Here is a 22,591-nt window from a genome sequence, read left to right on the forward strand (position 1 = left end):
GTATCCACCTTCAGCTAAATAGGTACTTTTTTACACGTTCCGCTAACGCCTCTGCAACAGGCGGAGCAACGGCGTTTGATATTTGTTTAACTTGGGCGCTTAAACTTCCCCACAGCGAATAGCTGGAAGGAAACCCCTGTAATTTCATAGCCTCATAGATACTGAGCCGTCTATTGCCGTCAGGATGGACGTGTATCTCCCTGTTTCCATATGCAACAGTACGACTAGGTTTGTCCCAGACCAACTTTATAAAAGAGCGTCCGCCCTTGGGCATATCCCCAGTAGTAAAACGCTTTGACTTCGGTTGCATCGTCCAGTGATTTGGATGGTGCGGAATCTCGGGCGTTATAACCCCCCGTTTAAAAAAGTACGGTTCAGGCAAGCCTTTGATTGCATCAGATACAGTTTTAACTGGGAGATCTAACGCAACTGGGAACTCAAAGCCCCCGGAGTCCACACTCTTTGCAATTCCAACTATAAAGTAACGCCTGCGGTTCTGAGGAACGCCGAAATCGCATGCATTCAGCTCTTTCTCGTAAATATTAAATTTTTTGGACAGCCGCTTACGAAGCAGCGCTAAAAACTCGACATTCTTCTTCGCCAGAATTTCTGGCACATTTTCGAACAAGAAAAACTTTATGTTTGAAGCCTTATGAAAATAGTTAACTATTTCAGCATACTTCAAAGCAAGCTGATTACGAGGATCTGTAGGGCATCTCGCCACATTACCCCGAGAAAAACCCTGGCAAGGAGGCCCACCAATGATTCCCTGAATGTTGTCACCGCCCTGTTGAGAAGCCAAGGCTTTCTGATACAACTCTTCCGGAGAGATAGTAAGAAGATCAAGCTTTACAGCAGTCTCGCCCGGATGATTCTGGTTATAAGTTCTAACTGCAGATGAATCAAAATCAGCCGCTAAAGGCACTGTAAAGCCTTGCTTCAAAAAGCCGATATCAAGACCGCCTGCGCCGCAAAAAAGGCTTAATACGCCAGGGGGGCTTATGGGACTGATTTCTTTGGGCTCAGAAGACGTAAAAAAATCTTCTGACACTTTAATGTTCATTCGTAACGCCTGCGCAATAGTTAATCGTATATACCACACACAGATGACAATCTCAAGCAAAATCAGCTATGCAGTACAACTTTCTATTAACTTGTAAGAAGCAATGGCATAACAGGCCGTGGCAGGTAAGCACTTACTAAACATAGAAGCCGTACATCAACAAATCGCAAGAAAAACATTCAACATAACAATGATGAAGTTTAGCCAATGAGCATTTTAGAACTTATTGCACATACCACCAACTTAAATTGGCGTCCGGCAGCACTAACACATGATTTAAGCGGGATAACTATAGTGACTGCTGCCCATCCACAGGATGCAGCGAATGCGGTTACACCGGCAAACGGCGACATCACTTTGGCTTCCCGCCTTCCCCGGCAGATCGCAAGCCCCCCCCCAATCCCCTTACATACCTGCCGGTGGGCGGCAGCTGAGTTCACGGAAGCTGAGCATCAACCCAGCGCTCTGCTACTTATATGGCCTCATCTAAGACAACAGGAAAGTCGGGCCACGAGCCTGACAGAATGGCAACAACTTCACCCAGACCGTGAAGATCAAAGGGCTCGACGATTGTCTCGGATGCAGGCACCAGGTCGTTTGGTCTTTTCCCGACGAACTTGAGGAATACCTTGTGGCCTGGGCACTCATGAGCGATCGGCACATCCAGATTGTGTGACATATATCCTCCCGAAGACTAAACGAATTGAACACCTGTTTTACACCCAACCCTTAGGTTTAGAAATCCGGGCAAACAGCGATTACTCCCCCCCCATGGCCACCGCAGCGGGGTTCGCTGATATCAGCCGCCCCGCGCGACGAGAACACCACATAAACATCACAAGAAAGCGCGGCCCAGTGCGGGCTGCGGGAGGTCGGTATGCAAGCAGAGATATTGTCGGACGAAGAGCTCGCCGACCCTACCGGCTACAAGCGTCGATCTGATCAGCGGAAATGGCTCAAAGATCGAAACTGGGCATTCGTCGAGAGTCGTGGCGGCCGGCCCCTGGTCGGCAGGATGTTCGCCCGCATGAAGCTTGGCATCGTAAATCCGACCTTCGTTGAACAAAACCCACCGCCGGGGCGCCCAGCTTGGATACCAGACTTTTCCAAGGTGAACTGATATGCGCCCCCGGAATAACGAAAACAGAGACTTGCCGCCAGGAATGGTGCGCCGTAAGCGCCCAAGGAAAAATGGCAAGGTCTGGATCGGATACTACTACCGGGATTCTGCCGGTAAAGAGATCCCGCTGGGCACGGACCTGAGCAAAGCACGCTTGAAATGGGCCGAACTGGAAGCCAAAGACAAACCGGCCGACCTCACAATGATGAAGGGGATGTTCGACCGGTACGTGCGCGACGTCATCCCTAAAAAGGGGGAGCGGACCCAGAAGGACAACATGGCCGAATTGAAGCAGCTTCGCCCTACCTTCGATGAGGCGCCCATCGATTCAATTACGCCGTTCAACATTGCCGGGTACCGTGATGCCCGCTCAGCGAAGGTTCGTGCCAACCGCGAGATCGCGCTCCTGTCCCACGTTTTTAACATGGCCAGGGAATGGGGGCTCACGGAACGGGAGAACCCATGCCAAGGCATCAGGAAGAACAAGGAGGCGCCGCGCGACTACTACGCCAATGCGACTGTCTGGGATGCCGTCTACGCCGTTGCCGAGCAAGAACTCAAGGAAGCCATGGACCTGGGCTATTTGACCGGACAGAGGCCTGCTGACGTGCTGATCATGCGCAGCGACGATACCGAAGGTGACTACTTCCTGGTAACGCAGGGCAAGACCGGCCAGAAGCTGCGAATCCTGATGCGTACCGATGCAGGGGAAAACAGCCTGGGGAGATTGGTCAGGGAGATCGGTGAAAGGAATATCGGGCATCCGTCCAAGTACTTGTTGATCAACAGGCATGGAAAGCGGATGACGAAGGGGATGCTGCGCTTGCGCTGGGACAGGGCGCGGGAAAAAGCAAAGCAGAACGCCATCGAACAAGGCGACCCGCTGCTCGCGGCCAAGATTGGAGGGTTTCAGTTCCGCGACATCCGGCCGAAAGCCGCGTCGGAAATCATCGATATCGGGGACGCCAGCCTGCTGCTGGGACACAGCAAACAGGAGATCACAAAGCGGGTCTACAGGAGGATTGGTGCCACCGCGAAACCGTCCAAATAGGCAAAGTTTCGGAACTCCTACCCGAAAGTTTCGGAACCCCTGCCAAAAGCAGCAGAAACTTTCCAAAACCCCAGAAACGCAAAAGCCCCGCAATAGCGGGGCTTTTGAGTCAATCTTGGCGGGAAACCAGGGATTCGAACCCTGGAGACGCTATTAACGTCCGCCGGTTTTCAAGACCGGTGCATTCAACCACTCTGCCAATTTCCCTTGTGCAACACAGGATTAGCGTAGCTCATCCTGCCTCAGCGGGCGCCATAATACCCGAATGAAACACACTGTCAAACTCTCGCCATAGCTTGTTACAGAGCGTCTGTTATGATCCTTGCGACTGAATGTTTCAAAACTGAAGGAGTGTCGCCATGCGCGAACAAAATTACGCAGTGAATGGAAACGCGCAGGCTGAGCAGCTAGAAGTTAGCCGCGTCCTGCGCAATACGTACGGCTTGCTCGCTCTCACCCTCGCGTTCAGCGGCGTGATGGCCTTCGTAGCCCAGCAAATGCGCGTCGGCTACCCGAATATCTTCGTCGTGCTGATCGGCTTCTACGGTCTGTTCTTCCTGACCAACAAGCTGCGCGACTCGGCCTGGGGCCTGGTGTCGGCGTTTGCCCTGACCGGTTTCATGGGCTTTATCCTCGGCCCGATCCTTAACCGTTACCTCGGCATGGCCGGCGGCGCGGAAGTGGTCAGCTCGGCATTTGCCATGACTGCCCTGGTATTTGGCGGCCTGTCGGCTTACGTGCTGATTTCCCGCAAGGACATGAGCTTCCTGGGTGGTTTCATCACCGCCGGTTTCTTCGTGTTGCTGGCTGCGGTACTGGCAGGCATGTTCTTCCAGATCAGCGGCCTGCAACTGGCGATCAGCGCAGGTTTCGTGCTGTTCTCCTCGGCCTGCATCCTGTTCCAGACCAGCGCAATCATCCAGGGTGGCGAGCGTAACTACATCATGGCCACCATCAGCCTGTATGTATCGATCTACAACCTGTTTATCAGCCTGTTGCAGATCTTCGGCATCATGGGCCGCGACGACTGATCGCAGCCGCATGCAAAAAGCCCGCTTCGGCGGGCTTTTTGTTGCCTGCGGCTTTATCATTGCCACAGGTTTTGCCTTCAGGGTGTTCCATGAAGTTCGCGATTGCGCTTTTTTCCGCCGCCCATGCGCCCTCCTCGCGCCGTGCCTTGCTGTTCGCCCAGGCGGCGCTGGCGGGTGGACATGAGATTGTGCGGCTGTTTTTTTATCAGGATGGCGTCTACAGCGCGTCCACTAACATTGTTGCGCCGCAGGATGAGCAGGATATCGCCCGTCAGTGGCGCGAGTTTGTCAGCGAGCATCAGCTCGATGGCGTGGTGTGCATCGCCGCGGCCCTGCGCCGTGGCGTGCTGAATGCCGAAGAGGCCACCCGTTATCAGCGCAGCGCGGTGAACCTGGACGCGCCTTGGGCATTGTCCGGGCTTGGGCAGTTGCATGACGCCGCCCAGTCCGCTGACCGCTTGATCTGCTTCGGAGGGCCGTGACATGTCGAAATCCTTGCTGGTGATCAGCCGACAGGCGCCGTGGTCCGGCCCCAGCGCCCGTGAAGCGCTGGATATCGTATTGGCTGGCGGCGCGTTTGATTTGCCGATTGGCCTGTTGTTTCTGGATGACGGCGTGTTTCAACTGGCCGCGAGCCAGGACGCCAGGGCCGTGCAACAGAAAGACCTGAGCGCCAACCTCCAGGCCCTGGAACTATTTGGCGTCGAAGAGGTGTTTGCCTGCAGCCATAGCCTCGCCGTGCGCGGGCTGGCCACCTCCGGCAACGCACAGCCGCTGAGCAGCGAACAAATTTCACTGATGATTGACCGTTACGACCAGGTGATTACCCTCTGATGTCGACCTTGCATGTGGTATCCCACTCGCCTTTTACCGACAGCCGGCTGGACAGCTGCCTGCGCCTCTGTGGCACCCAGGATGCGATCCTGCTGTGCGGCGACGGCGCCTACGCCCTGCAACCCGCCAGCCCGCCTTGCCAGGCCCTGCAGGCCAGGGGCGTGAAAGTGTTTGTACTGGCCGAAGACAGCCAGGCGCGTAACCTCGCCGTGCCTGAATGGGCCGGCAGTGTCGATTACCCGGCGTTCGTCCAGCTGTCGATCGACTATGACAAGATCAATACCTGGCTATGAACACTTTGACCGTAGGTGAACGCACCCTCGAACTGGACAAGGACGGCTACCTCGTCGACCTGACCGAGTGGTCCAGCGACGTGGCCAACGCCCTCGCCACCGCCGAAGCGCTGGAGCTGACCCCGGAACACTGGGAAATCCTCGAACTGCTGCGCGGCTTTTATACCGAATTCCAGCTGTCGCCCGCCACCCGCCCGCTGATCAAGTACACCGCCTTGAAGCTGGGCCCGGAAAAGGGCAACAGCCTGCACCTCAACCGACTGTTCAAAGGCACTCCCGCCAAACTCGCCGCCAAGTTGGCGGGCCTGCCCAGGCCGACGAATTGCTTATGACTGATTTTGCCCCGTTGATCACTGAAACCCCTGCCGAGCATCCGTTCGCGCCGTTCGTGCGCATCCTCGGCAAAGGCAAGCGCGGCGCCCGCAACCTCACCCGTGAGGAAGCCCGCGAAGCCATGGGCATGCTGCTGGACGAGAAGGTCGAAGACACCCAGCTCGGCGCCTTCCTCATGCTGCTGCGGCACAAGGAAGAAAGCCCGGAAGAACTCGCAGGCTTCACCGAAGCCGTGCGCGAGCGCCTGAATGCACCGTCGCTCAATGTGGATGTCGACTGGCCGACCTACGCCGGTAAAAAACGCCACCTGCCGTGGTACCTGCTGGCAGCCAAGTGCCTGGCACAGAACGGCGTGCGTATCCTGATGCACGGCGGCGGCGCGCATACGGCAGGCCGGCTCTACACCGAGCAGTTGCTGGATGGCTTGCAGATTCCGTTGTGCCGCAATTGGCAACAGGTGGAAGCGGCCCTTGAACAGGACAACCTGGCGTTTATTCCCCTGGGGGACTGGGCGCCGCAACTGCAGCGCATGATCGACCTGCGCAACACCCTGGGCCTGCGCTCGCCGATCCATTCACTGGCGCGCATCCTCAACCCGTTGAGCGCCCGCTGCGGCCTGCAAAGCATCTTCCACCCGGGCTACCAGGGCGTACACCGCGATGCCAGCGGCCTGCTTGGCGACAACACCATCGTGGTCAAGGGCGACGGCGGCGAGATCGAGATCAACCCGGACACGATCAGCCACCTGTACGGCACTACCGGCGGCGAGAGCTGGGATGAAGAGTGGCCCGCCCTCTCCGCCCAGCGTCACGTCAAGCCTGCCGCCCTGGAGCCCGAGCATCTCAAGGCGCTATGGCGCGGTGAGGTGCAGGACAGCTACCCGCAACTGGCACTGATCGCCACCATGGCCCTGGCCTTGCGCGGCCTCGGCCACCCGCGGGAACAGGCGTTCGAACTGGCCCAGCAGTACTGGGATGCCCGGGACAAATCGATTTAGTCGATCATTAACCCCCAGCCTTTGCGCTTTTTGTTCGAACTCAGACCTTTAGACTGCACTCCAACGCTTATTAGCCAAGGAGTCAGTCATGGGTTTGCTGATCGAAGGACGCTGGCATGACCAGTGGTACGAAAGTAGCGCAGACGGCGTCTTCCAACGGGAGCAGGCGCAACGCCGCAACTGGGTGACCGCCGATGGTGAACCCGGCCCGACCGGCGAAGGCGGTTTCGCGGCTGAAGCCGGTCGCTACCATCTGTACGTATCCCTCGCCTGCCCCTGGGCGCACCGCACATTGATCCTGCGCAAGCTCAAAGGCCTGGAGAGCTTGATCGATGTATCCGTGGTCAGCTGGCTGATGCTGGAAAATGGCTGGACCTTCGACAAGGCCCATGGCTCCAGCGGCGACAAGCTTGACGACTTCGCCTTCATGCATCAACGCTACACCGCCGACACCGCCAACTACACCGGGCGGGTCACAGTGCCGGTGTTGTGGGACAAGAAGCTCAAGCGGATTGTCAGCAATGAGTCGGCGGAGATTATTCGCATGTTCAACAGTGCGTTTAATGAACTGACCGGCAATCAACTGGATTTCTATCCCGAAGCCCAGCGCTCGACCATTGATGCACTGAACGATCGAATCTATCCCGCCGTGAACAACGGTGTGTACCGCGCAGGCTTTGCCACGTCACAAAAGGCTTATGAGGCCGCATTTGATGATGTGTTTGCCGAACTGGATCACCTTGAGCAGCACTTGGGTGAGCATCGTTACCTGGCGGGAGAATACCTGACTGAAGCCGATGTAAGGCTTTTCACCACGGCGATTCGGTTTGATGCGGTGTACTACAGCCACTTCAAATGCAACCTGCGGCGAATTGCGGATTATCCGAACCTGTCGAACTGGCTAAGGGAGTTGTATCAGTGGCCGGGGATTGCCGAGACGGTGGATTTTGCTCACATCAAGGGGCATTACTACGCCAGTCACCGCACGATTAATCCGACGGGGATTGTGCCGAAGGGACCGTTGCAGACGTTTGAGGCGGAGCATGACCGCGCGAGACTGAGCGGAAAAGGCATCTTGAGCTGACAAACCCTGTGGCGAGGGAGCTTGCTCCCGCTGGGCTGCGCAGCGGCCCCAAAATCCTGGGAGCGCTTCGCACTCCAGCGGGAGCAAGCTCCCTCGCCACAGCAAGCTCCCTCCCCACAGCAAGCTCCCTCGCCACAGAGACGGTCTCGCCACAGGAGACGTGTCAGACTTGCGACTGAGCGCCTTCAAACCACTTCAGCTTCTCACGCAACTGCACCACTTCTCCCACAATCACCAGTGTCGGCGCATGAACCTCATGTTCCGCCACCATGCGTGGCAGGTCAGCCAGGGTGCCGGTAAACACCCGCTGGTTGGACGTGGTGCCCTGCTGGATCAACGCCGCCGGCGTATCCGCCGAACGACCATGCTTGATCAGCTGTTCGCAGATGATCGGCAACCCGATCAAGCCCATGTAGAACACCAGGGTCTGCGAAGGGCCCACCAGGTCACTCCACGGCAGGTCCGAAGTCCCGTCCTTCAAGTGCCCGGTAATGAAGCGAACCGATTGCGCATAGTCGCGGTGGGTCAGCGGAATACCGGCATACGCCGCGCAACCACTGGCCGCGGTAATACCCGGCACCACCTGGAACGGGATGCCATGGGCCGCCAGCTCTTCGATCTCTTCACCGCCACGCCCAAAGATGAACGGATCGCCACCCTTGAGCCGCAGCACGCGCTTGCCTTGCCTGGCCAGGTCCACCAGTTGCTGGTTGATCTGGTCCTGCGGCACCGCATGGTCGGCGCGACGCTTGCCGACATACACCCGCTCGGCATCGCGACGGCACAATTCAAGAATCGCCGGCGCCACCAGGCGGTCGTACAGCACCACGTCGGCCTGTTGCATCAAGCGCAAGGCGCGGAACGTCAGCAGGTCCGGATCACCCGGGCCTGCGCCCACCAGGTAGACTTCGCCCGGTGCGTGGGGCGGCGCGCCGTTGATTTTCTCCACCAGCAGACGCTCGGCTTCATCGCCCTGCCCGGCCAGTTGCCGATCAGCAATCGGGCCCTGGAAGACATCTTCCCAGAACGCGCGACGTTGCTGCACATCCGGGAACAAGCCTTTGACCTGGCTGCGAAACCGCGCCGCCAGCCCGGCCAACTGGCCGTAAGTCGACGGAATCCAGGTTTCCAGCTTGGCGCGGATCAAGCGTGCCAGCACCGGCGCATCGCCGCCGCTGGACACTGCGATCACCAACGGCGAACGGTCGACAATCGCCGGGAAGATCACGCTGCACAAGGCCGGCGCATCCACCACATTGACCGGTACGCAACGACGCCGGGCATCGCTGGACACTTGCGCGTTCAGCGGCTCGTCGTCGGTCGCCGCGATGATCAGGGTGCAACCGTCGAGGTCGGCCTCCTGATAACCACGCAAAATCAGTTCACCGCCACTGCCCTGCACCAGTTCACGCAACTGGTCTTCAATCTGGGGAGCAACCACCCGCAACAACGCGCCGGCGTCGGCCAGCAGCCGGGATTTGCGCAAGGCAATCTCCCCGCCACCGACGACCAACACACGACTGCCGCGCAGGTTATGAAACAGCGGCAGAAATTCCATTTAGCCGATGACCTCAACGCCCGCCATGTACGGCTTGAGCACTTCAGGCACGCGGATCGAACCGTCAGCCTGCTGGTAGTTTTCCAGCACGGCCACCAGGGTACGGCCTACTGCCAGGCCCGAACCGTTGAGGGTGTGGACCAGCTCGGGCTTGCCGGTTTCCGGGTTACGGAAACGCGCCTGCATGCGACGGGCCTGGAAATCACCGCAGTTGGAGCACGACGAAATCTCGCGGTATTTGTCCTGGCTCGGCACCCACACTTCCAGGTCGTAAGTCTTCACGGCACTGAAACCCATGTCGCCGGTGCACAGCGCCAGAACGCGGTACGGCAGCTCCAGCAGTTGCAGGACGCGTTCGGCGTTGGCGGTCAGGCCTTCCAGCGCTTCCATGGAAGTCGACGGCTCGACAACCTGCACCATCTCGACCTTGTCGAACTGGTGCTGGCGAATCATGCCGCGGGTGTCGCGGCCCGATGCACCGGCTTCGCTGCGAAAGCATGGCGAGTGGGCGACAAACTTGATCGGCAACTGCTTGGCGTCGAGGATTTCCCCGGCCACGATATTGGTCAGCGATACTTCGGCGGTCGGGATCAGGTACAAGTCGGCTTCGCCATCGCGGCTGATCTTGAACAGGTCTTCCTCGAATTTCGGCAGCTGGCTGGTGCCCATCAGCGCCGGAGCCTGGACCAGGTACGGGGTGTAAGCCTCTTCGTAGCCGTGCTCGCCGGTGTGCAGGTTGATCATGAACTGCGCCAGGGCGCGGTGCATGCGTGCAATCGGGCCACGCAGCAAGGCAAAGCGCGCGCCGGACATTTTGGCCGCCGTTTCGAAGTCCAGGCCACCGGTCAGTTCGCCCAGGGCGACGTGGTCCTTGATCTCGAAATCGAAGGCTTTTGGCGTGCCCCAGCGACGGACTTCGACGTTGCCGTCTTCGTCTTCGCCGATCGGCACGGATTCGTGCGGCAGGTTCGGGATGCCCAGCAGGATCGAGTCCAGTTCGGTCTGGATAACGTCCAGCTCGACTTTGCCGGAAGCCAACTCGCCAGCCATACGCTCGACGTCCGCCATCAACGGCGCGATGTCTTCGCCGCGCTGCTTGGCCTGACCGATGGATTTGGAACGCGCATTACGCTCAGCCTGCAGTGCTTCGGTGCGGGTCTGGACGGTCTTGCGCTGTTCTTCCAGCGCTTCGATGCGCGCAACATCCAAGGCAAAGCCACGGGATGCCAGGCGGTCCGCTACGTCCTGAAGGTTGCTACGTAACAGTTTGGAATCGAGCATGTCGGTCTCTCGTTTATCAAAGTTTGGTCAAGGACAGGCCAGCCCAGGTGGCGAGCAGCCCGCCGAACACGCTGACGGCCAGGTACCCGAAGGCGACCGGTGCCTGCCCGCTTTCCAGCAGGCGTAGCGTGTCCAGTGAAAAGGATGAAAAGGTCGTCAGACCGCCTACAAAACCGACAATCAAGCCGGCACGAATCTCAATCGGCACTTCCGGGCGAAGCAGAAACCACCCGTACAACAAGCCTATGATCAAACAGCCCACCAGGTTGACCGCCAGGGTCGCCGCATAAAAATGCTTCGGCCAATTGGCGCTGACCCAGGTGCTGGTGGCGAAACGCAATAATGTACCAGCGATGCCGGCTACGGACACGGCAAGAATCGTTCTGAGCACTACTTTCTCCGCTGTTTCGGACTGAGCCGGTCAAGTTGGGCGAGGTGATTGAGCTTTTCGCCGATCTTCAGCTCCAGGCCGCGGGGCACCGGCTGGTAGAACGGCTGCGGCTCAAGGTCATCCGGGAAGTAATCTTCGCCAGCCGCATAGGCGTCCGGCTCATCGTGGGCGTAGCGGTATTCATCGCCGTAGCCGAGTTGCTTCATCAGCTTGGTCGGCGCATTGCGCAAGTGCAGCGGCACTTCCAGGGAACCATGCTCGGCGGCAGCACGCAGGGCGGACTTGAAGCCCATGTACACCGCGTTGCTCTTCGGTGCGCAGGCCAGATAGGTGATGGCCTGGGCCACCGCCAACTCGCCTTCCGGGCTGCCCAGGCGTTCCTGCACTTCCCAGGCGGCCAGGCACAGGCTCAGCGCACGCGGGTCGGCATTGCCGATATCTTCGCTGGCCATGCGCACCACGCGCCGGGCCAGGTACAGCGGGTCGCAACCGCCGTCGATCATCCGCGCAAACCAGTACAGCGCGCCGTCGGGGTTGGAGCCGCGCACAGATTTGTGCAGCGCGGAAATCTGGTCGTAGAACGCTTCGCCGCCCTTGTCGAAACGCCGGCGGGTGTCGCCCAACAGGCTCTGCAGCAAGTCGACGCCGATTTCGCTGCCATCCTCGGCCAGGTCGGAAGCGTTTTCCAGCAGATTGAGAAAACGTCGACCGTCGCCATCCGCAGCAGTCAGCAGGATCTTGAAGCCTTCCTCACTGACACTCAACTGGCGCTTGCCCAGGCCCTTGTCTTCGTTCAGCGCACGCTGCAAGAGCTTCTGCATCGCGGCTTCATCGAGGCTCTTGAGCACATAGACACGCGCCCGGGACAGCAAGGCATTGTTCAGTTCAAAAGACGGGTTTTCGGTGGTGGCACCAATAAAGATCAGCGTGCCGTCTTCGACATACGGCAAGAACGCATCCTGCTGCGACTTGTTGAAGCGATGCACTTCGTCGACGAACAGGATGGTGCGCTTGCCGTACTGCCCGGCCTGCTGCTTGGCGACTTCCACCGCCTGGCGGATCTCCTTGACCCCGGCCAGCACCGCCGAGACCGTCTCGAAGTGTGCATCCGAGACTTTTGCCAGGAGCCGCGCCAGGGTGGTTTTACCCACGCCCGGCGGCCCCCAGAAAATCATCGAGTGCAGCGCACCCTGCTCAAGGGCCTCGCGCAAAGGCTTGCCGCGGGCGAGCAGGTGTTCCTGCCCGACGTACTCGTCCAGGTTGGTCGAGCGCAGGCGCGCCGCCAGAGGCTGAGCAATCGGGTCACTTCGAAACAGGTCCATGGGCAGCGTTTGAAACCTCTGGGCAGTTTATTCCTGGATCACGTCGGCACCCTTCGGGATGTCGAACTTGAACTTGGATGCCGGTACCGGCTGGTTGGCCTTGACCCCGGAGAACAGGATATCGGTGCGCTGGCCGACGCTGTCAATCAGACGCATGTTGTTGATCACGCCGTTGCCAAACGACAGGGACAGCGTGTCAAAGAGCGTGTCCTTGGATTTCGGCTTAAGGGTGAATTCAATCACGTTGCTGGTCTGCTTGGAGGTAATGTCGAAGCTGTCGTTGATCTTCGACACATCGCCCGACAGCAACAGCGCTGGCGTCTGGTTCAGGCGCGGGTCGAGCTTCTTGATGGTCGCCTGCTCCAGGTCCGGGTCCCACAGGGTGACTTTTTGGCCGTCAGAGACGATGGTCTGCTCGGCCTTGCCTTCTGTGTGCCAGTAGAACAGCCCTGGACGCTGTACAGCCATCTCGCCGGCGGTTTCCTGCAACTGGGTGCCACCGGCATCCAGCGTGAGCTGGGAGAAGCGCGCGGTCAGGGTCTGGGATTTGTCCAACAGGTTTTTCAGGCTGGCGACGGAAGCCGGGTCAGCATGAGCCGAAACAGCAGTCAGGGCCAATGCAGGCAACAACAGCATGCGGATAAGACGCATGGGAGTCCTCTTAGATTCGGTTGCAAGGCGTGCCGCGTGTTGCCACGCGGCACGTAATCAGTCACGCATCTGCGCTGGCGCAATCACTTCGCGCGAGCCGTTGGTGTTCATCGAGGTGACCACGCCGGCCATTTCCATGGCTTCGATCATGCGGGCAGCGCGGTTGTAGCCAATCTTCAGCTTGCGCTGTACGGCGGAGATCGAGGCGCGGCGGCTTTCAAGCACGAACTGCACCGCTTCGTCGTAGAGCGCATCGGTCTCGGCATCATCGTCGCCACCGCCGCTGCCACCGTCGAAGCCGCTGCCGGCCTCTTCGACACCGGCGAGGATGTCGTCGTTGTATTCCGGGGCGCCACGCAGTTTCCAGGCTTCCACCACACGGTGCACCTCATCGTCGGAGACGAACGCGCCGTGGACACGGATCGGCAAACTGGTGCCCGGCGGCATGTAGAGCATGTCACCGTGGCCCAGCAGTTGCTCGGCGCCGCCCTGGTCGATGATGGTCCGGGAATCGATCTTGCTCGACACCTGGAACGCCATGCGGGTCGGGATGTTGGCCTTGATCAGGCCGGTGATCACGTCCACCGACGGACGCTGGGTCGCGAGGATCAAGTGGATCCCGGCGGCCCGCGCCTTCTGGGCGATACGGGCGATCAGCTCTTCGACCTTCTTGCCGACGATCATCATCATGTCGGCAAATTCGTCGACCACCACCACGATGGTCGGCAATTTGGTCAGCAGCGGCGCTTCGTCGTGGATGCTTTCGCGCTTGTACAACGGGTCGGTCAGCGGCGTGCCGGCGTCCTGGGCTTCCTTGACCTTGGCGTTGAAGCCCGACAGGTTACGCACGCCCATCTTCGCCATCAGCTTGTAGCGCCGTTCCATCTCGGCAACGCTCCAGCGCAGGGCGTTCGCCGCATCCTTCATGTCGGTCACCACCGGGCACAACAGGTGTGGAATGCCTTCGTAGATCGACAGCTCAAGCATTTTCGGGTCGATCATGATCAGCTTGGCGTCATCCGGGCCCGACTTGAACAGGATCGACAGGATCATCGCGTTCACACCCACCGACTTACCGGAACCGGTGGTGCCGGCAACCAGCAAGTGAGGCATTTTCGCCAGGTCGGTGATCACCGGCTTGCCGCCGATGTCGTGGCCCAGGGCCAGAGTGACCGGCGACTTGAAGTTGTCGTATTCCGGGGTCGACAGCACTTCGGAGAAGCGCACGATCTGCCGGTCTTCGTTGGGAATCTCGATACCGACGGTGGTCTTGCCCGGAATCACTTCCACCACCCGCACGCTGGTCACGGCCAGCGAACGCGCCAGATCCTTGGCCAGGTTGGAAATGCGGCTGACCTTGACGCCGGCAGCCGGCTGGATTTCGTAGCGGGTAATCACCGGGCCCGGGTGGATCGAATCCACCGAGACTTCGACGCCGAATTCCTTGAGCTTGATTTCCAGCAGGTGGCCGACGGCCGCCAGGGATTCAGGGGAATAATTGAGCTGTTTCTTTTCCGCAGGATCAAGAATCGAGATCGGCGGCAAGGTGCCTTCCACGGCGCTGTCGACAAACAACGGCGCCTGTTTCTCTTTCTGCACGCGATGGCTCGGCTCGGGGGCCTTCGGCGGCGCAGGGGCAATCACCGGCGGCACTTGCTTCTCGCGGTCCGACATGTGCTTGGTCAGGGCCTGCTCGCGTTCGATCAGGCGTTCCTTGACCTTGGCCTGCTCACGCCGGTCCGGCGTGCTCGGGGCTACCACCTCGTTGACGCGGGTATCCACCTCGCGCAGTTGCGCAACCATGCGTTTGCGGTCCACCCGGGCCGACCACCAGCGATTGGCCGCGCCCTGGAACAGTTCGAGCAGGTCGAGGGTGATCTTGCCGGTCACGTCCATGACCTTGAACCAGGACAGGTCGGTAAACACGGTGAGGCCGAACAGGAACAGCGCAATAAACATCAGGGTGCTGCCCTGGATGTTCAGGGTCCTGCGGGCCAGCTCGCCGAGGCTTTCGCCCAGAGCGCCGCCGGCACCGGCCGGCAGACCGGTAGGTGCATGGAAATGGATATGGGCCAGGGCCGCGCCGGACAACACCAGGAACACCAGGCCGATCAGGCGCCAGGAGAACAGCCAGCCGCTCCATTGCCACGGCTCGTGACGCTGGCGGAAGATCTGCCAGGTCTTGATGGCCAGCAGCAACGGGAAGATGTAAGCGAAGTAACCCAGCACCATGAACAGGATGTCGGCGCTGTAGGAGCCGGCCGGACCACCGAAGTTCTGCACGTCTTCGATCTTGCTGTTGTGGCTCCAGCCTGGATCGTCCTTGCCATAGGTGAGCAAGGCCATCATCAGGAACAGGCACAGCGCGCCGATGGCGATCAGTGCACCTTCCTTGAGTCGGTAGTGCAGGTGCTGGCGCCAGGCGGGCACGACTGCGGCTTTAGGTGTTGCGGCGGATTTCTTCAAAACGGGTCTTTTCCTGCGCCTTTAGCGCGTCCATCTGTTGAATGACTGCAAAACACTGCCCAATCCGGGCAGGTAAAAAATGAACGAGTGCCAGTGGAGCTACTTTTAACACCCTGCTACTGATTCATGAAACGGCGATAACGCCCCAATGGCCGCATTGTACGGGTTTGTGTGCGCGATGCCACGCACTTGGCCCTACGTTACACAGCATAGCCAATGTTCAATTTCATAACGTTCAATTTGAGCATGCATTGTCTTTACTGACAAAGGCTTATGAGCTGTTTTTGCCAATCCAGGCTAGCTTGCCGACCGACGTACGCGATTACGACCACGCCCCCGGCATAGAGTTGCAGAAACACCCGTTCATGCTTATCTGCACCGATCCCATGTTCGGGGTAGCCCCAGAGCGTTTCGTCGACAATAATCACAGCTCTTGCAACGGACAACATCGCCGTTACCGCCCTCCCCTTCCGTAAGCCTGGATGCCATGCTGACCTGGTTACAACGCAACACCCTGACCTTCCCACCGCTGGCCAAGGCCATGCGCGAACCCAATGGCCTGCTCGCTGCCGGTGGCGACCTGTCGGCCGACCGCCTGATCCAGGCCTACCGCCACGGCTGCTTTCCCTGGTTCTCGGAAGGCCAGCCCATCCTCTGGTGGTCGCCCGACCCACGCACCGTACTGTTCCCCGATGAGCTGCACGTTTCCCGCAGCCTCGGCAAATTGTTGCGCCAGCAGCGTTACACAGTGACCTTCGACCAGGACTTCGCTGCGGTCATCCAGGCGTGCGCGGCGCCGCGCAGTTATGCCGATGGCACCTGGATCACCGAAGCCATGCAGAACGCCTACCTGCAACTGCACCAGCGCGGTTATGCGCATTCGGTGGAGGTGTGGGACGCGGGCGAACTGGTGGGCGGCCTGTACGGCCTGGCGATGGGCCAGTTGTTTTTCGGCGAATCCATGTTCAGTCGCGCCGACAACGCCTCGAAATACGGCTTTGCCACCCTGGTTCGGCAACTACAGGCCTGGGGCTTTGTGCTGATCGACTGCCAGATGCCCACCGATCACCTGCACAGCCTCGGCGCCCGCGCCATTCCCCGCAGCGACTTCGCCAACTACCTGCGCGACCATTTGGACCAAACCAGCTCTGCTCCGTGGGTTTCCTAGGCGACTTCCCCACACCTGGCTTACACTTATTTCAAAGCTTATCCGAGGGTTGATCATGACCGAGTTGGCGCGTTTGAAGTTTTATGCCACTCAACCCCACTCATGCAGCTATCTGCCCGATGAGCAGGCCACCACGCTGTTCCTCGACCCCAGCCAGCCGATGGACGTGCATGTGTATGCCGATTTGTCGGAAATGGGCTTCCGGCGCAGCGGCGACCACCTTTACCGGCCGCACTGCCAGAACTGCAACGCCTGCGTACCGGCGCGCATCCCGGTGGCGCAGTTCCTTCCGGACCGCAACCAGAAACGCATCCTGAAGCGCAACGCCGACCTGACCGTTACCGCCACCAAACCCGGCTTCAGCGAAGAATATTTCGACCTTTACCAACGCTACATCGAACAGCGCCACGCCGACGGCGACATGTTCCCGCCCAGCCGCGACCAGTTTTCCACCTTCCTGGTGCGCGACCTGCCCTTCTCGCGCTTCTATGAGTTTCGGCTGGAGGGACGACTGGTGGCGGTCGCCGTGACTGACCTGCTGCCCAATGGCCTGTCGGCGGTCTACACCTTTTATGAGCCCGCCGAGGAACGGCGAAGCCTGGGACGCTTTGCGATCCTGTGGCAGATCGGTGAAGCCTTGCGCCTGGAATTGGAGGCGGTGTACCTCGGATACTGGATAAAAAACTGCAAAAAGATGAACTACAAGACCCAATATCGGCCCATTGAGCTGCTAATTAACCAAAGATGGGTCACGTTGAACTAGAACCTCTTGGCTTAAACACCCTTTTTCGGGCACAATGCACGCCGCTTTTGCCTGGCGCAGTTGCACCGGGCCATTCACTGGATACCGAGGGCTTTACTGCATGTCGAAAGAAGACAGCTTCGAAATGGAAGGCACTGTCGTCGACACCCTGCCCAACACCATGTTTCGTGTGGAGTTGGAAAATGGGCACGTCGTAACCGCGCATATCTCCGGCAAGATGCGCAAGAACTACATTCGTATTCTTACCGGTGACAAAGTGCGCGTCGAACTGACGCCCTATGACCTGAGCAAAGGGCGCATCACTTACCGCGCCCGTTAATCAAGTCAATACAAAACGCCCGGTTATGCCGGGCGTTTTTGTGTGCGCGCGATTTACCTGAAACCAGCAATCCCTTGTGGGAGCGGGCTTGCTCGCGAATGCGGCGTGTCAGTCACTGATTATGTCGACTGGCACACCGCATTCGCGAGCAAGCCCGCTCCCACATTTGATCTGCATCGGTTTCAAGGCAGCAAAAAGGCGCCTCTCGGCGCCTTTTTGTTTTGTTGCGTCAGCTATCAGGCCATTTCAGCCGTGGTTTCGAAGTCGAAGGTCAACTCGCCGTCCTTCAGATCGATATGCACCACGCCACCATGGTCTGCCAGTTCGCCGAACAGGATCTCTTCCGCCAGTGGGCGCTTGATCTTGTCCTGGATCAGGCGAGCCATTGGCCGAGCGCCCATTGCCGCGTCGTAGCCACCTTCCGCCAGCCAGTTGCGCGCCGCGTCCGAGACTTCCAGCTGCACGCGCTTGTCTTCCAACTGCGCCTGGAGCTCGGTGAGGAACTTGTCCACCACGCTTTTGATGACCTCATGGCTGAGGCGACCAAACTGAATGATGGTGTCCAGGCGGTTGCGGAATTCCGGCGTGAAACTCTTCTTGATCACTTCCATGGCGTCGGAAGAGTGATCCTGATGAGTAAAGCCAATGGAAGCCCGCGCGGCCGTTTCGGCACCGGCGTTGGTGGTCATGATCACGATCACGTTGCGGAAGTCCGCCTTGCGCCCGTTGTTGTCGGTCAGGGTGCCGTGGTCCATGACCTGCAACAGCAGGTTGAAGACTTCCGGGTGCGCCTTCTCGATTTCATCGAGCAGCAGCACGCAATGTGGCTGCTTGGTGATCGCCTCGGTCAACAGGCCGCCCTGGTCGAAGCCGACATAGCCCGGAGGCGCACCGATCAGGCGCGACACGGTGTGACGCTCCATGTACTCGGACATGTCGAAACGCACCAGCTCGATCCCCATGGCCTTGGCCAATTGCCGCGCCGCTTCGGTCTTGCCGACGCCGGTAGGCCCGGCGAACAGGAACGAACCGACTGGCTTGTCCGGCGACTTGAGGCCAGCGCGGGACAGCTTGATCGCGGTGGACAGCGAGTCGATCGCCGCATCCTGACCAAACACGGTCAGCTTGAGGTCGCGCTCCAGGTTACGCAGCAGCTCCCGATCGGAGGTGTTGACGTGCTTTGGCGGAATCCGCGCGATCTTCGCCACGATATCCTCGACCTGAGGCACGTCGATGCGTTTCACACGCTTCTCTACCGGCTGCAGGCGCTGGTAGGCACCCGCCTCGTCGATCACGTCGATGGCCTTGTCCGGCATGTGCCGGTCATTGATGTAGCGCGATGCCAGCTCGGCGGCTGCACGCAGCGCCTCATCGGTGTACTCGATGCCATGGTGCGCTTCAAAGCGCCCCTTGAGCCCGCGCAGGATGCCAATGGTGTCTTCTACCGAAGGCTCGGACACATCCACTTTCTGGAAGCGGCGCGCCAAGGCACGGTCTTTTTCGAAGATCCCGCGGAATTCCTGGAACGTGGTCGAACCGATGCAACGGATATCGCCCGAAGACAGCAGCGGCTTGAGCAGGTTCGACGCATCCATCACGCCACCGGAAGCCGCACCGGCACCGATGATGGTGTGGATTTCGTCAATGAACAGGATCGCCTGCGGGCGTTTTTTCAGCTCGCCGAGCAACGCCTTGAAGCGCTTCTCGAAATCGCCACGGTACTTGGTCCCGGCGAGCAATGCGCCCAGGTCAAGGGAGTAGACGACGCTGTTGGCCAGCAGGTCGGGCACCTGGTTATCAACAATGCGTTTGGCCAGGCCTTCGGCAATCGCGGTTTTACCCACGCCTGCCTCACCGACCAACAACGGGTTGTTCTTGCGGCGACGCGCCAGGATCTGCGCCACGCGCTCAACTTCCAGCTCACGCCCCACCAGCGGATCGATCCGCCCCTGGCGCGCCAGTTCGTTGAGGTTGCTGGCATAAGCGTCCAGCGGGTTGCTCGAAGAAGAAGACTCACCGCCCTCGTCATCCTGCATATCCTGCTCACCTTCCGAGTGATCGCCATGCCCCGGCACCTTGGAAATGCCATGGGCGATGTAGTTGACGACATCAATACGGGCAACGCTTTGCTGCTTGAGCAGGAACACAGCCTGGCTTTCCTGCTCGCTGAAGATCGCCACGAGCACATTGGCCCCTGTGACTTCGCGCTTGCCGGAGCTCTGTACGTGGAAAACGGCACGCTGCAGTACCCTCTGGAAGCCCAGGGTTGGCTGGGTCTCGCGGTCCTCGTCATGAACGGGGATCAACGGCGTGGTGGAGTCGATAAACTCCTGCAGGTCATGCTTGAGTTTGTCGAGATTGGCACCACACGCACGCAGTACGGTGGCGGCAGCTTCGTTATCCAAAAGTGCCAGCAGCAGGTGTTCGACGGTCATGAATTCATGACGCTTCGAACGGGCCTCCTTGAAGGCAAGATTGAGGGTGACTTCGAGCTCGCGGTTTAACATAGCTTCACCTCATACCCAAGTGGTCGGAGTTAACCGTCCTTCTCGATTTCACAGAGTAGCGGATGCTGGCTTTCCCTGGCGTACTGGTTGACCTGCATGGCCTTTGTCTCGGCGATGTCGCGGGTAAACACTCCACATACTGCCCGTCCTTCTGTGTGAACGGCCAGCATTACCTTGGTCGCCAACTCGCGGTTCAGGTTAAAAAACACCTCGAGTACTTCGACGACGAAATCCATCGGTGTGTAGTCATCATTGAACAAAACCACCTTGTACATCGGCGGCGCCTGTAAAGCAGGCTTGGCCTCCTGGACAGCAATGCCTGCAGAACCGTCGTCGTCTTCTTGATGATCCGGGCGATCCTGATTGAATGTTAGTCGAATCTGGCTGATTGCATGCATGGAAAGAAAGGTTCGTCAGTGGTTCAAATACAGTGGTGGGGGCGACCTGTCAGAATTTCAACTCTGACCGACTGGTCGCCTTGACTATCGGCAAATCAGTGTTACAACCAATAGAACCCACAGTGGGTAAAAAAGGTCCGCGCAGTCAACCTTATTTATTCGGGTTAGGACGGATAAACTGGATGATACTCCAGTGATGGAGTCTGGTGCAGAGGGATATGGGCATGGCGAGCGGTAAGGTCAAGTGGTTCAACAATGCCAAGGGTTACGGCTTCATCAACGAAGACGACAAGACTGACGACCTATTTGCGCATTACTCGGCTATCCAAATGGATGGCTACAAGACACTAAAGGCAGGGCAACCGGTTTCCTTCGACATCATTCAGGGACCCAAGGGCTTGCACGCAGTGAATATCAGCGCTCCAGTCAGCGCCACTACCCCCAAAGAGGGCGTCGCTCAAAAATCAAAAAGACAACTGGCCTGATCAGCCACTGAGCAAACGCTCTAAAAAAAACCGGCCCATCAGGCCGGTTTTTTTACGCCCCTGTATCAGCTTACATATGCGAAATCAGCGCATCCCCGAACGCCGACGACGACAGCAACTTGGCGCCGTCCATCAAGCGGTGGAAGTCATAGGTCACGGTCTTGGCCGAAATGGCGCCGTTGGTGCCCTTGATGATCAGGTCGGCCGCTTCGGTCCAGCCCATGTGGCGCAACATCATTTCCGCCGACAGGATCAGCGAACCCGGGTTGACCTGGTCCTTGCCGGCATACTTCGGCGCAGTACCGTGGGTGGCTTCGAACATCGCCACGGTGTCGGACAGGTTGGCGCCCGGCGCAATACCGATACCGCCCACTTCCGCCGCCAGGGCGTCGGACAGATAGTCACCGTTAAGATTAAGGGTGGCGATCACGTCGTATTCGGCCGGGCGCAGCAGGATCTGCTGGAGCATGGCGTCGGCAATGGCGTCCTTGACCACCACATTCTTGCCGGTGCGCGGGTTCTTGAATTGCATCCACGGGCCGCCATCCAACAGGGTCGCGCCGAACTCTTCGGCCGCCACTTCGTAGGCCCATTCCTTGAAGGCACCTTCGGTGAACTTCATGATGTTGCCCTTGTGCACAATGGTCAGCGAGTCGCGGTCGTTATCCACGACATACTGCAAGGCCTTGCGCGCCAGACGCTTGGTGCCTTCCAGGGACACCGGCTTGATGCCGATCCCGCAGTTCTGGTCGAAACGGATCTTGGTGACGCCCATCTCTTCCTTCAGGAACTTGATGACCTTGATCGCTTCCGGGGAGCCGGCTTTCCACTCGATGCCGGCGTAAATATCCTCGGAGTTCTCGCGGAAGATGGTCATGTCCACATCGCCTGGCTTCTTGACCGGGCTTGGCACGCCTTCGAACCAGCGCACCGGGCGCAGGCACACATAAAGGTCGAGCTGTTGGCGCAGGGCAACGTTCAGCGAACGGATACCGCCACCGACTGGGGTGGTCAGCGGGCCCTTGATGGAAACCACGTAGTCCTTGACCGCATCCAGGGTTTCCTGGGGCAGCCAGGTGTCCTGGTCGTAAACCTGGGTGGCCTTTTCGCCGGCATAAACCTCCATCCAGGAGATTTTGCGCTTGCCGCCATAAGCCTTGTTAACAGCTGCATCTACCACCTTGATCATCACCGGGCTGATGTCGACGCCAATACCGTCACCCTCGATGAAGGGGATGATCGGGTTGTCAGGAACATTGAGAGAATGGTCTGCATTGACGGTGATTTTGTCGCCGACTGCCGGAACCTGAATCTTCTTGTATCCCATGCTGAACTCCATCTATGGATTGAACATCTGGCTGCGTTCGAGCCTACTCCAGATAAATGAGGACTGAAACCTCAGGCCCTGCACATTTGCGTCGAAAACAGCATATTTAGCGGCCTACAAGCTTGAAAGCAAAGGGAAAAGCGCCAATC

The 22,591-nt window shown here is 58.9% G+C and carries 23 protein-coding genes and 1 tRNA gene; 13 read left to right on the forward strand and 11 right to left on the reverse strand.

Annotated features, from left to right (window positions below):
- Positions 1–10: 10 nt before the first annotated feature.
- Positions 11–1,063, reverse strand: a complete 1,053-nt coding sequence (locus tag HX824_RS25285) for a DNA cytosine methyltransferase (RefSeq protein ID WP_177055311.1) — start codon at positions 1,061–1,063, stop codon at positions 11–13.
- 877 nt (positions 1,064–1,940) lie between these two features.
- Here HX824_RS25285 and HX824_RS25290 point away from each other — a divergent pair.
- Together HX824_RS25290 and HX824_RS25295 are read left to right on the forward strand one after the other, a co-directional pair.
- Positions 1,941–2,183: a DUF4224 domain-containing protein gene (locus HX824_RS25290; protein WP_177055313.1), complete on the forward strand. Its 243-nt coding sequence runs from the start codon at positions 1,941–1,943 to the stop codon at positions 2,181–2,183.
- A 1-nt stretch (position 2,184) separates the two neighbouring features.
- Positions 2,185–3,234 (forward strand): tyrosine-type recombinase/integrase, encoded by a 1,050-nt coding sequence (locus HX824_RS25295; RefSeq protein ID WP_177055315.1) that lies wholly within the window; start codon positions 2,185–2,187, stop codon positions 3,232–3,234.
- Between the two features lie 116 nt (positions 3,235–3,350).
- Here HX824_RS25295 and HX824_RS25300 read toward each other — a convergent pair.
- Positions 3,351–3,441: transfer RNA gene (locus tag HX824_RS25300), tRNA-Ser, on the reverse strand.
- Between the two features lie 152 nt (positions 3,442–3,593).
- Between HX824_RS25300 and HX824_RS25305 the strand changes: the two genes are divergently transcribed.
- From HX824_RS25305 to HX824_RS25335, 7 genes are all read left to right on the forward strand, one after another.
- Entirely contained in the window at positions 3,594–4,265 is a 672-nt protein-coding gene (locus tag HX824_RS25305; RefSeq protein ID WP_003219636.1) for a Bax inhibitor-1/YccA family protein, read from the forward strand.
- A gap of 89 nt (positions 4,266–4,354) precedes the next feature.
- Entirely contained in the window at positions 4,355–4,747 is a 393-nt protein-coding gene (gene tusD, locus HX824_RS25310) for a sulfurtransferase complex subunit TusD (RefSeq protein WP_003219632.1), read from the forward strand.
- Between the two features lies 1 nt (position 4,748).
- Positions 4,749–5,099 (forward strand): sulfurtransferase complex subunit TusC, encoded by a 351-nt coding sequence (gene tusC, locus HX824_RS25315; RefSeq protein ID WP_177055317.1) that lies wholly within the window; start codon positions 4,749–4,751, stop codon positions 5,097–5,099.
- Positions 5,099–5,392: a sulfurtransferase complex subunit TusB gene (gene tusB / locus HX824_RS25320; RefSeq protein WP_177055319.1), complete on the forward strand. Its 294-nt coding sequence runs from the start codon at positions 5,099–5,101 to the stop codon at positions 5,390–5,392. Before tusC ends, tusB begins: the two co-directional genes overlap by 1 nt.
- A complete protein-coding gene (locus HX824_RS25325) occupies positions 5,389–5,724 on the forward strand; it encodes a TusE/DsrC/DsvC family sulfur relay protein (protein ID WP_102369434.1) in 336 nt (111 codons plus the stop codon). Before tusB ends, HX824_RS25325 begins: the two co-directional genes overlap by 4 nt.
- The gene (locus HX824_RS25330) at positions 5,721–6,722 is read left to right on the forward strand and encodes a glycosyl transferase family protein (protein ID WP_177055321.1); all 1,002 of its coding nucleotides are present in this window, start codon (positions 5,721–5,723) and stop codon (positions 6,720–6,722) included. The genes HX824_RS25325 and HX824_RS25330 overlap by 4 nt, the downstream gene beginning before the upstream one ends.
- Before the next feature lie 88 nt (positions 6,723–6,810).
- Complete coding sequence (locus HX824_RS25335; RefSeq protein WP_102604530.1) at positions 6,811–7,806, forward strand: glutathione S-transferase family protein; 996 nt, start codon at positions 6,811–6,813, stop codon at positions 7,804–7,806.
- A gap of 163 nt (positions 7,807–7,969) precedes the next feature.
- Here HX824_RS25335 and cysG read toward each other — a convergent pair whose 3' ends face one another.
- Genes cysG through ftsK form a run of 6 tightly spaced genes read right to left on the reverse strand, consistent with a single transcriptional unit; the run spans position 7,970 to position 15,475 of the window.
- The gene (gene cysG, locus HX824_RS25340; protein WP_003219620.1) at positions 7,970–9,364 is read right to left on the reverse strand and encodes a siroheme synthase CysG; all 1,395 of its coding nucleotides are present in this window, start codon (positions 9,362–9,364) and stop codon (positions 7,970–7,972) included.
- Positions 9,365–10,645, reverse strand: coding sequence for a serine--tRNA ligase (serS, locus tag HX824_RS25345; RefSeq protein WP_003219618.1), 1,281 nt, complete (start codon positions 10,643–10,645; stop codon positions 9,365–9,367). It abuts the gene before it with no gap.
- A 16-nt stretch (positions 10,646–10,661) separates the two neighbouring features.
- The gene (gene crcB, locus HX824_RS25350; protein WP_003219617.1) at positions 10,662–11,036 is read right to left on the reverse strand and encodes a fluoride efflux transporter CrcB; all 375 of its coding nucleotides are present in this window, start codon (positions 11,034–11,036) and stop codon (positions 10,662–10,664) included.
- Positions 11,036–12,358, reverse strand: a complete 1,323-nt coding sequence (locus HX824_RS25355; protein ID WP_003219616.1) for a replication-associated recombination protein A — start codon at positions 12,356–12,358, stop codon at positions 11,036–11,038. The genes crcB and HX824_RS25355 overlap by 1 nt, the downstream gene beginning before the upstream one ends.
- A 27-nt stretch (positions 12,359–12,385) precedes the next feature.
- Positions 12,386–13,009 (reverse strand): outer membrane lipoprotein chaperone LolA, encoded by a 624-nt coding sequence (gene lolA, locus HX824_RS25360; RefSeq protein ID WP_003219615.1) that lies wholly within the window; start codon positions 13,007–13,009, stop codon positions 12,386–12,388.
- A gap of 57 nt (positions 13,010–13,066) precedes the next feature.
- Entirely contained in the window at positions 13,067–15,475 is a 2,409-nt protein-coding gene (gene ftsK / locus HX824_RS25365; RefSeq protein ID WP_177055323.1) for a DNA translocase FtsK, read from the reverse strand.
- A gap of 487 nt (positions 15,476–15,962) precedes the next feature.
- Here ftsK and aat point away from each other — a divergent pair, with 487 nt between their 5' ends.
- The 3 genes from aat (at position 15,963) to infA (ending at position 17,725) form a co-directional block, all read left to right on the forward strand.
- A complete protein-coding gene (gene aat, locus HX824_RS25370; protein WP_003219611.1) occupies positions 15,963–16,643 on the forward strand; it encodes a leucyl/phenylalanyl-tRNA--protein transferase in 681 nt (226 codons plus the stop codon).
- A gap of 55 nt (positions 16,644–16,698) precedes the next feature.
- Positions 16,699–17,406, forward strand: a complete 708-nt coding sequence (locus HX824_RS25375; protein ID WP_003219609.1) for an arginyltransferase — start codon at positions 16,699–16,701, stop codon at positions 17,404–17,406.
- A 100-nt stretch (positions 17,407–17,506) separates the two neighbouring features.
- Positions 17,507–17,725 carry a translation initiation factor IF-1 gene (gene infA / locus HX824_RS25380; protein WP_002553999.1) on the forward strand — a complete coding sequence of 73 codons (219 nt, stop codon included), beginning with the start codon at positions 17,507–17,509 and terminating at the stop codon, positions 17,723–17,725.
- A 236-nt stretch (positions 17,726–17,961) separates the two neighbouring features.
- On the opposite strand, the gene clpA is transcribed toward infA, so the two are convergent.
- Both clpA and clpS read right to left on the reverse strand, forming a co-directional pair.
- Positions 17,962–20,232 (reverse strand): ATP-dependent Clp protease ATP-binding subunit ClpA, encoded by a 2,271-nt coding sequence (clpA, locus tag HX824_RS25385; protein ID WP_003219606.1) that lies wholly within the window; start codon positions 20,230–20,232, stop codon positions 17,962–17,964.
- A 29-nt stretch (positions 20,233–20,261) separates the two neighbouring features.
- Entirely contained in the window at positions 20,262–20,630 is a 369-nt protein-coding gene (gene clpS / locus HX824_RS25390; RefSeq protein WP_003219604.1) for an ATP-dependent Clp protease adapter ClpS, read from the reverse strand.
- Between the two features lie 224 nt (positions 20,631–20,854).
- Here clpS and cspD point away from each other — a divergent pair, with 224 nt between their 5' ends.
- The gene (gene cspD, locus HX824_RS25395; RefSeq protein WP_023658953.1) at positions 20,855–21,115 is read left to right on the forward strand and encodes a cold shock domain-containing protein CspD; all 261 of its coding nucleotides are present in this window, start codon (positions 20,855–20,857) and stop codon (positions 21,113–21,115) included.
- A 70-nt stretch (positions 21,116–21,185) separates the two neighbouring features.
- On the opposite strand, the gene icd is transcribed toward cspD, so the two are convergent.
- Entirely contained in the window at positions 21,186–22,442 is a 1,257-nt protein-coding gene (icd, locus tag HX824_RS25400; protein ID WP_003219599.1) for an NADP-dependent isocitrate dehydrogenase, read from the reverse strand.
- Positions 22,443–22,591: the final 149 nt, after the last annotated feature.

Origin of the sequence: Pseudomonas sp. D4002 (assembly GCF_013385665.1) — a bacterium.
Lineage (GTDB): Bacteria > Pseudomonadota > Gammaproteobacteria > Pseudomonadales > Pseudomonadaceae > Aquipseudomonas.

Coding starts and splice junctions, on each gene's coding strand:
- HX824_RS25285 (WP_177055311.1), bottom strand. CDS start 1,063: ATGAACATTAAAGTGTCAGAAGATTTTTTTACGTCTTCTGAGCCCAAA.
- HX824_RS25290 (WP_177055313.1), top strand. CDS start 1,941: ATGCAAGCAGAGATATTGTCGGACGAAGAGCTCGCCGACCCTACCGGC.
- HX824_RS25295 (WP_177055315.1), top strand. CDS start 2,185: ATGCGCCCCCGGAATAACGAAAACAGAGACTTGCCGCCAGGAATGGTG.
- HX824_RS25305 (WP_003219636.1), top strand. CDS start 3,594: ATGCGCGAACAAAATTACGCAGTGAATGGAAACGCGCAGGCTGAGCAG.
- tusD (WP_003219632.1), top strand. CDS start 4,355: ATGAAGTTCGCGATTGCGCTTTTTTCCGCCGCCCATGCGCCCTCCTCG.
- tusC (WP_177055317.1), top strand. CDS start 4,749: ATGTCGAAATCCTTGCTGGTGATCAGCCGACAGGCGCCGTGGTCCGGC.
- tusB (WP_177055319.1), top strand. CDS start 5,099: ATGTCGACCTTGCATGTGGTATCCCACTCGCCTTTTACCGACAGCCGG.
- HX824_RS25325 (WP_102369434.1), top strand. CDS start 5,389: ATGAACACTTTGACCGTAGGTGAACGCACCCTCGAACTGGACAAGGAC.
- HX824_RS25330 (WP_177055321.1), top strand. CDS start 5,721: ATGACTGATTTTGCCCCGTTGATCACTGAAACCCCTGCCGAGCATCCG.
- HX824_RS25335 (WP_102604530.1), top strand. CDS start 6,811: ATGGGTTTGCTGATCGAAGGACGCTGGCATGACCAGTGGTACGAAAGT.
- cysG (WP_003219620.1), bottom strand. CDS start 9,364: ATGGAATTTCTGCCGCTGTTTCATAACCTGCGCGGCAGTCGTGTGTTG.
- serS (WP_003219618.1), bottom strand. CDS start 10,645: ATGCTCGATTCCAAACTGTTACGTAGCAACCTTCAGGACGTAGCGGAC.
- HX824_RS25355 (WP_003219616.1), bottom strand. CDS start 12,358: ATGGACCTGTTTCGAAGTGACCCGATTGCTCAGCCTCTGGCGGCGCGC.
- lolA (WP_003219615.1), bottom strand. CDS start 13,009: ATGCGTCTTATCCGCATGCTGTTGTTGCCTGCATTGGCCCTGACTGCT.
- aat (WP_003219611.1), top strand. CDS start 15,963: ATGCTGACCTGGTTACAACGCAACACCCTGACCTTCCCACCGCTGGCC.
- HX824_RS25375 (WP_003219609.1), top strand. CDS start 16,699: ATGACCGAGTTGGCGCGTTTGAAGTTTTATGCCACTCAACCCCACTCA.
- infA (WP_002553999.1), top strand. CDS start 17,507: ATGTCGAAAGAAGACAGCTTCGAAATGGAAGGCACTGTCGTCGACACC.
- clpA (WP_003219606.1), bottom strand. CDS start 20,232: ATGTTAAACCGCGAGCTCGAAGTCACCCTCAATCTTGCCTTCAAGGAG.
- clpS (WP_003219604.1), bottom strand. CDS start 20,630: ATGCATGCAATCAGCCAGATTCGACTAACATTCAATCAGGATCGCCCG.
- cspD (WP_023658953.1), top strand. CDS start 20,855: ATGGCGAGCGGTAAGGTCAAGTGGTTCAACAATGCCAAGGGTTACGGC.
- icd (WP_003219599.1), bottom strand. CDS start 22,442: ATGGGATACAAGAAGATTCAGGTTCCGGCAGTCGGCGACAAAATCACC.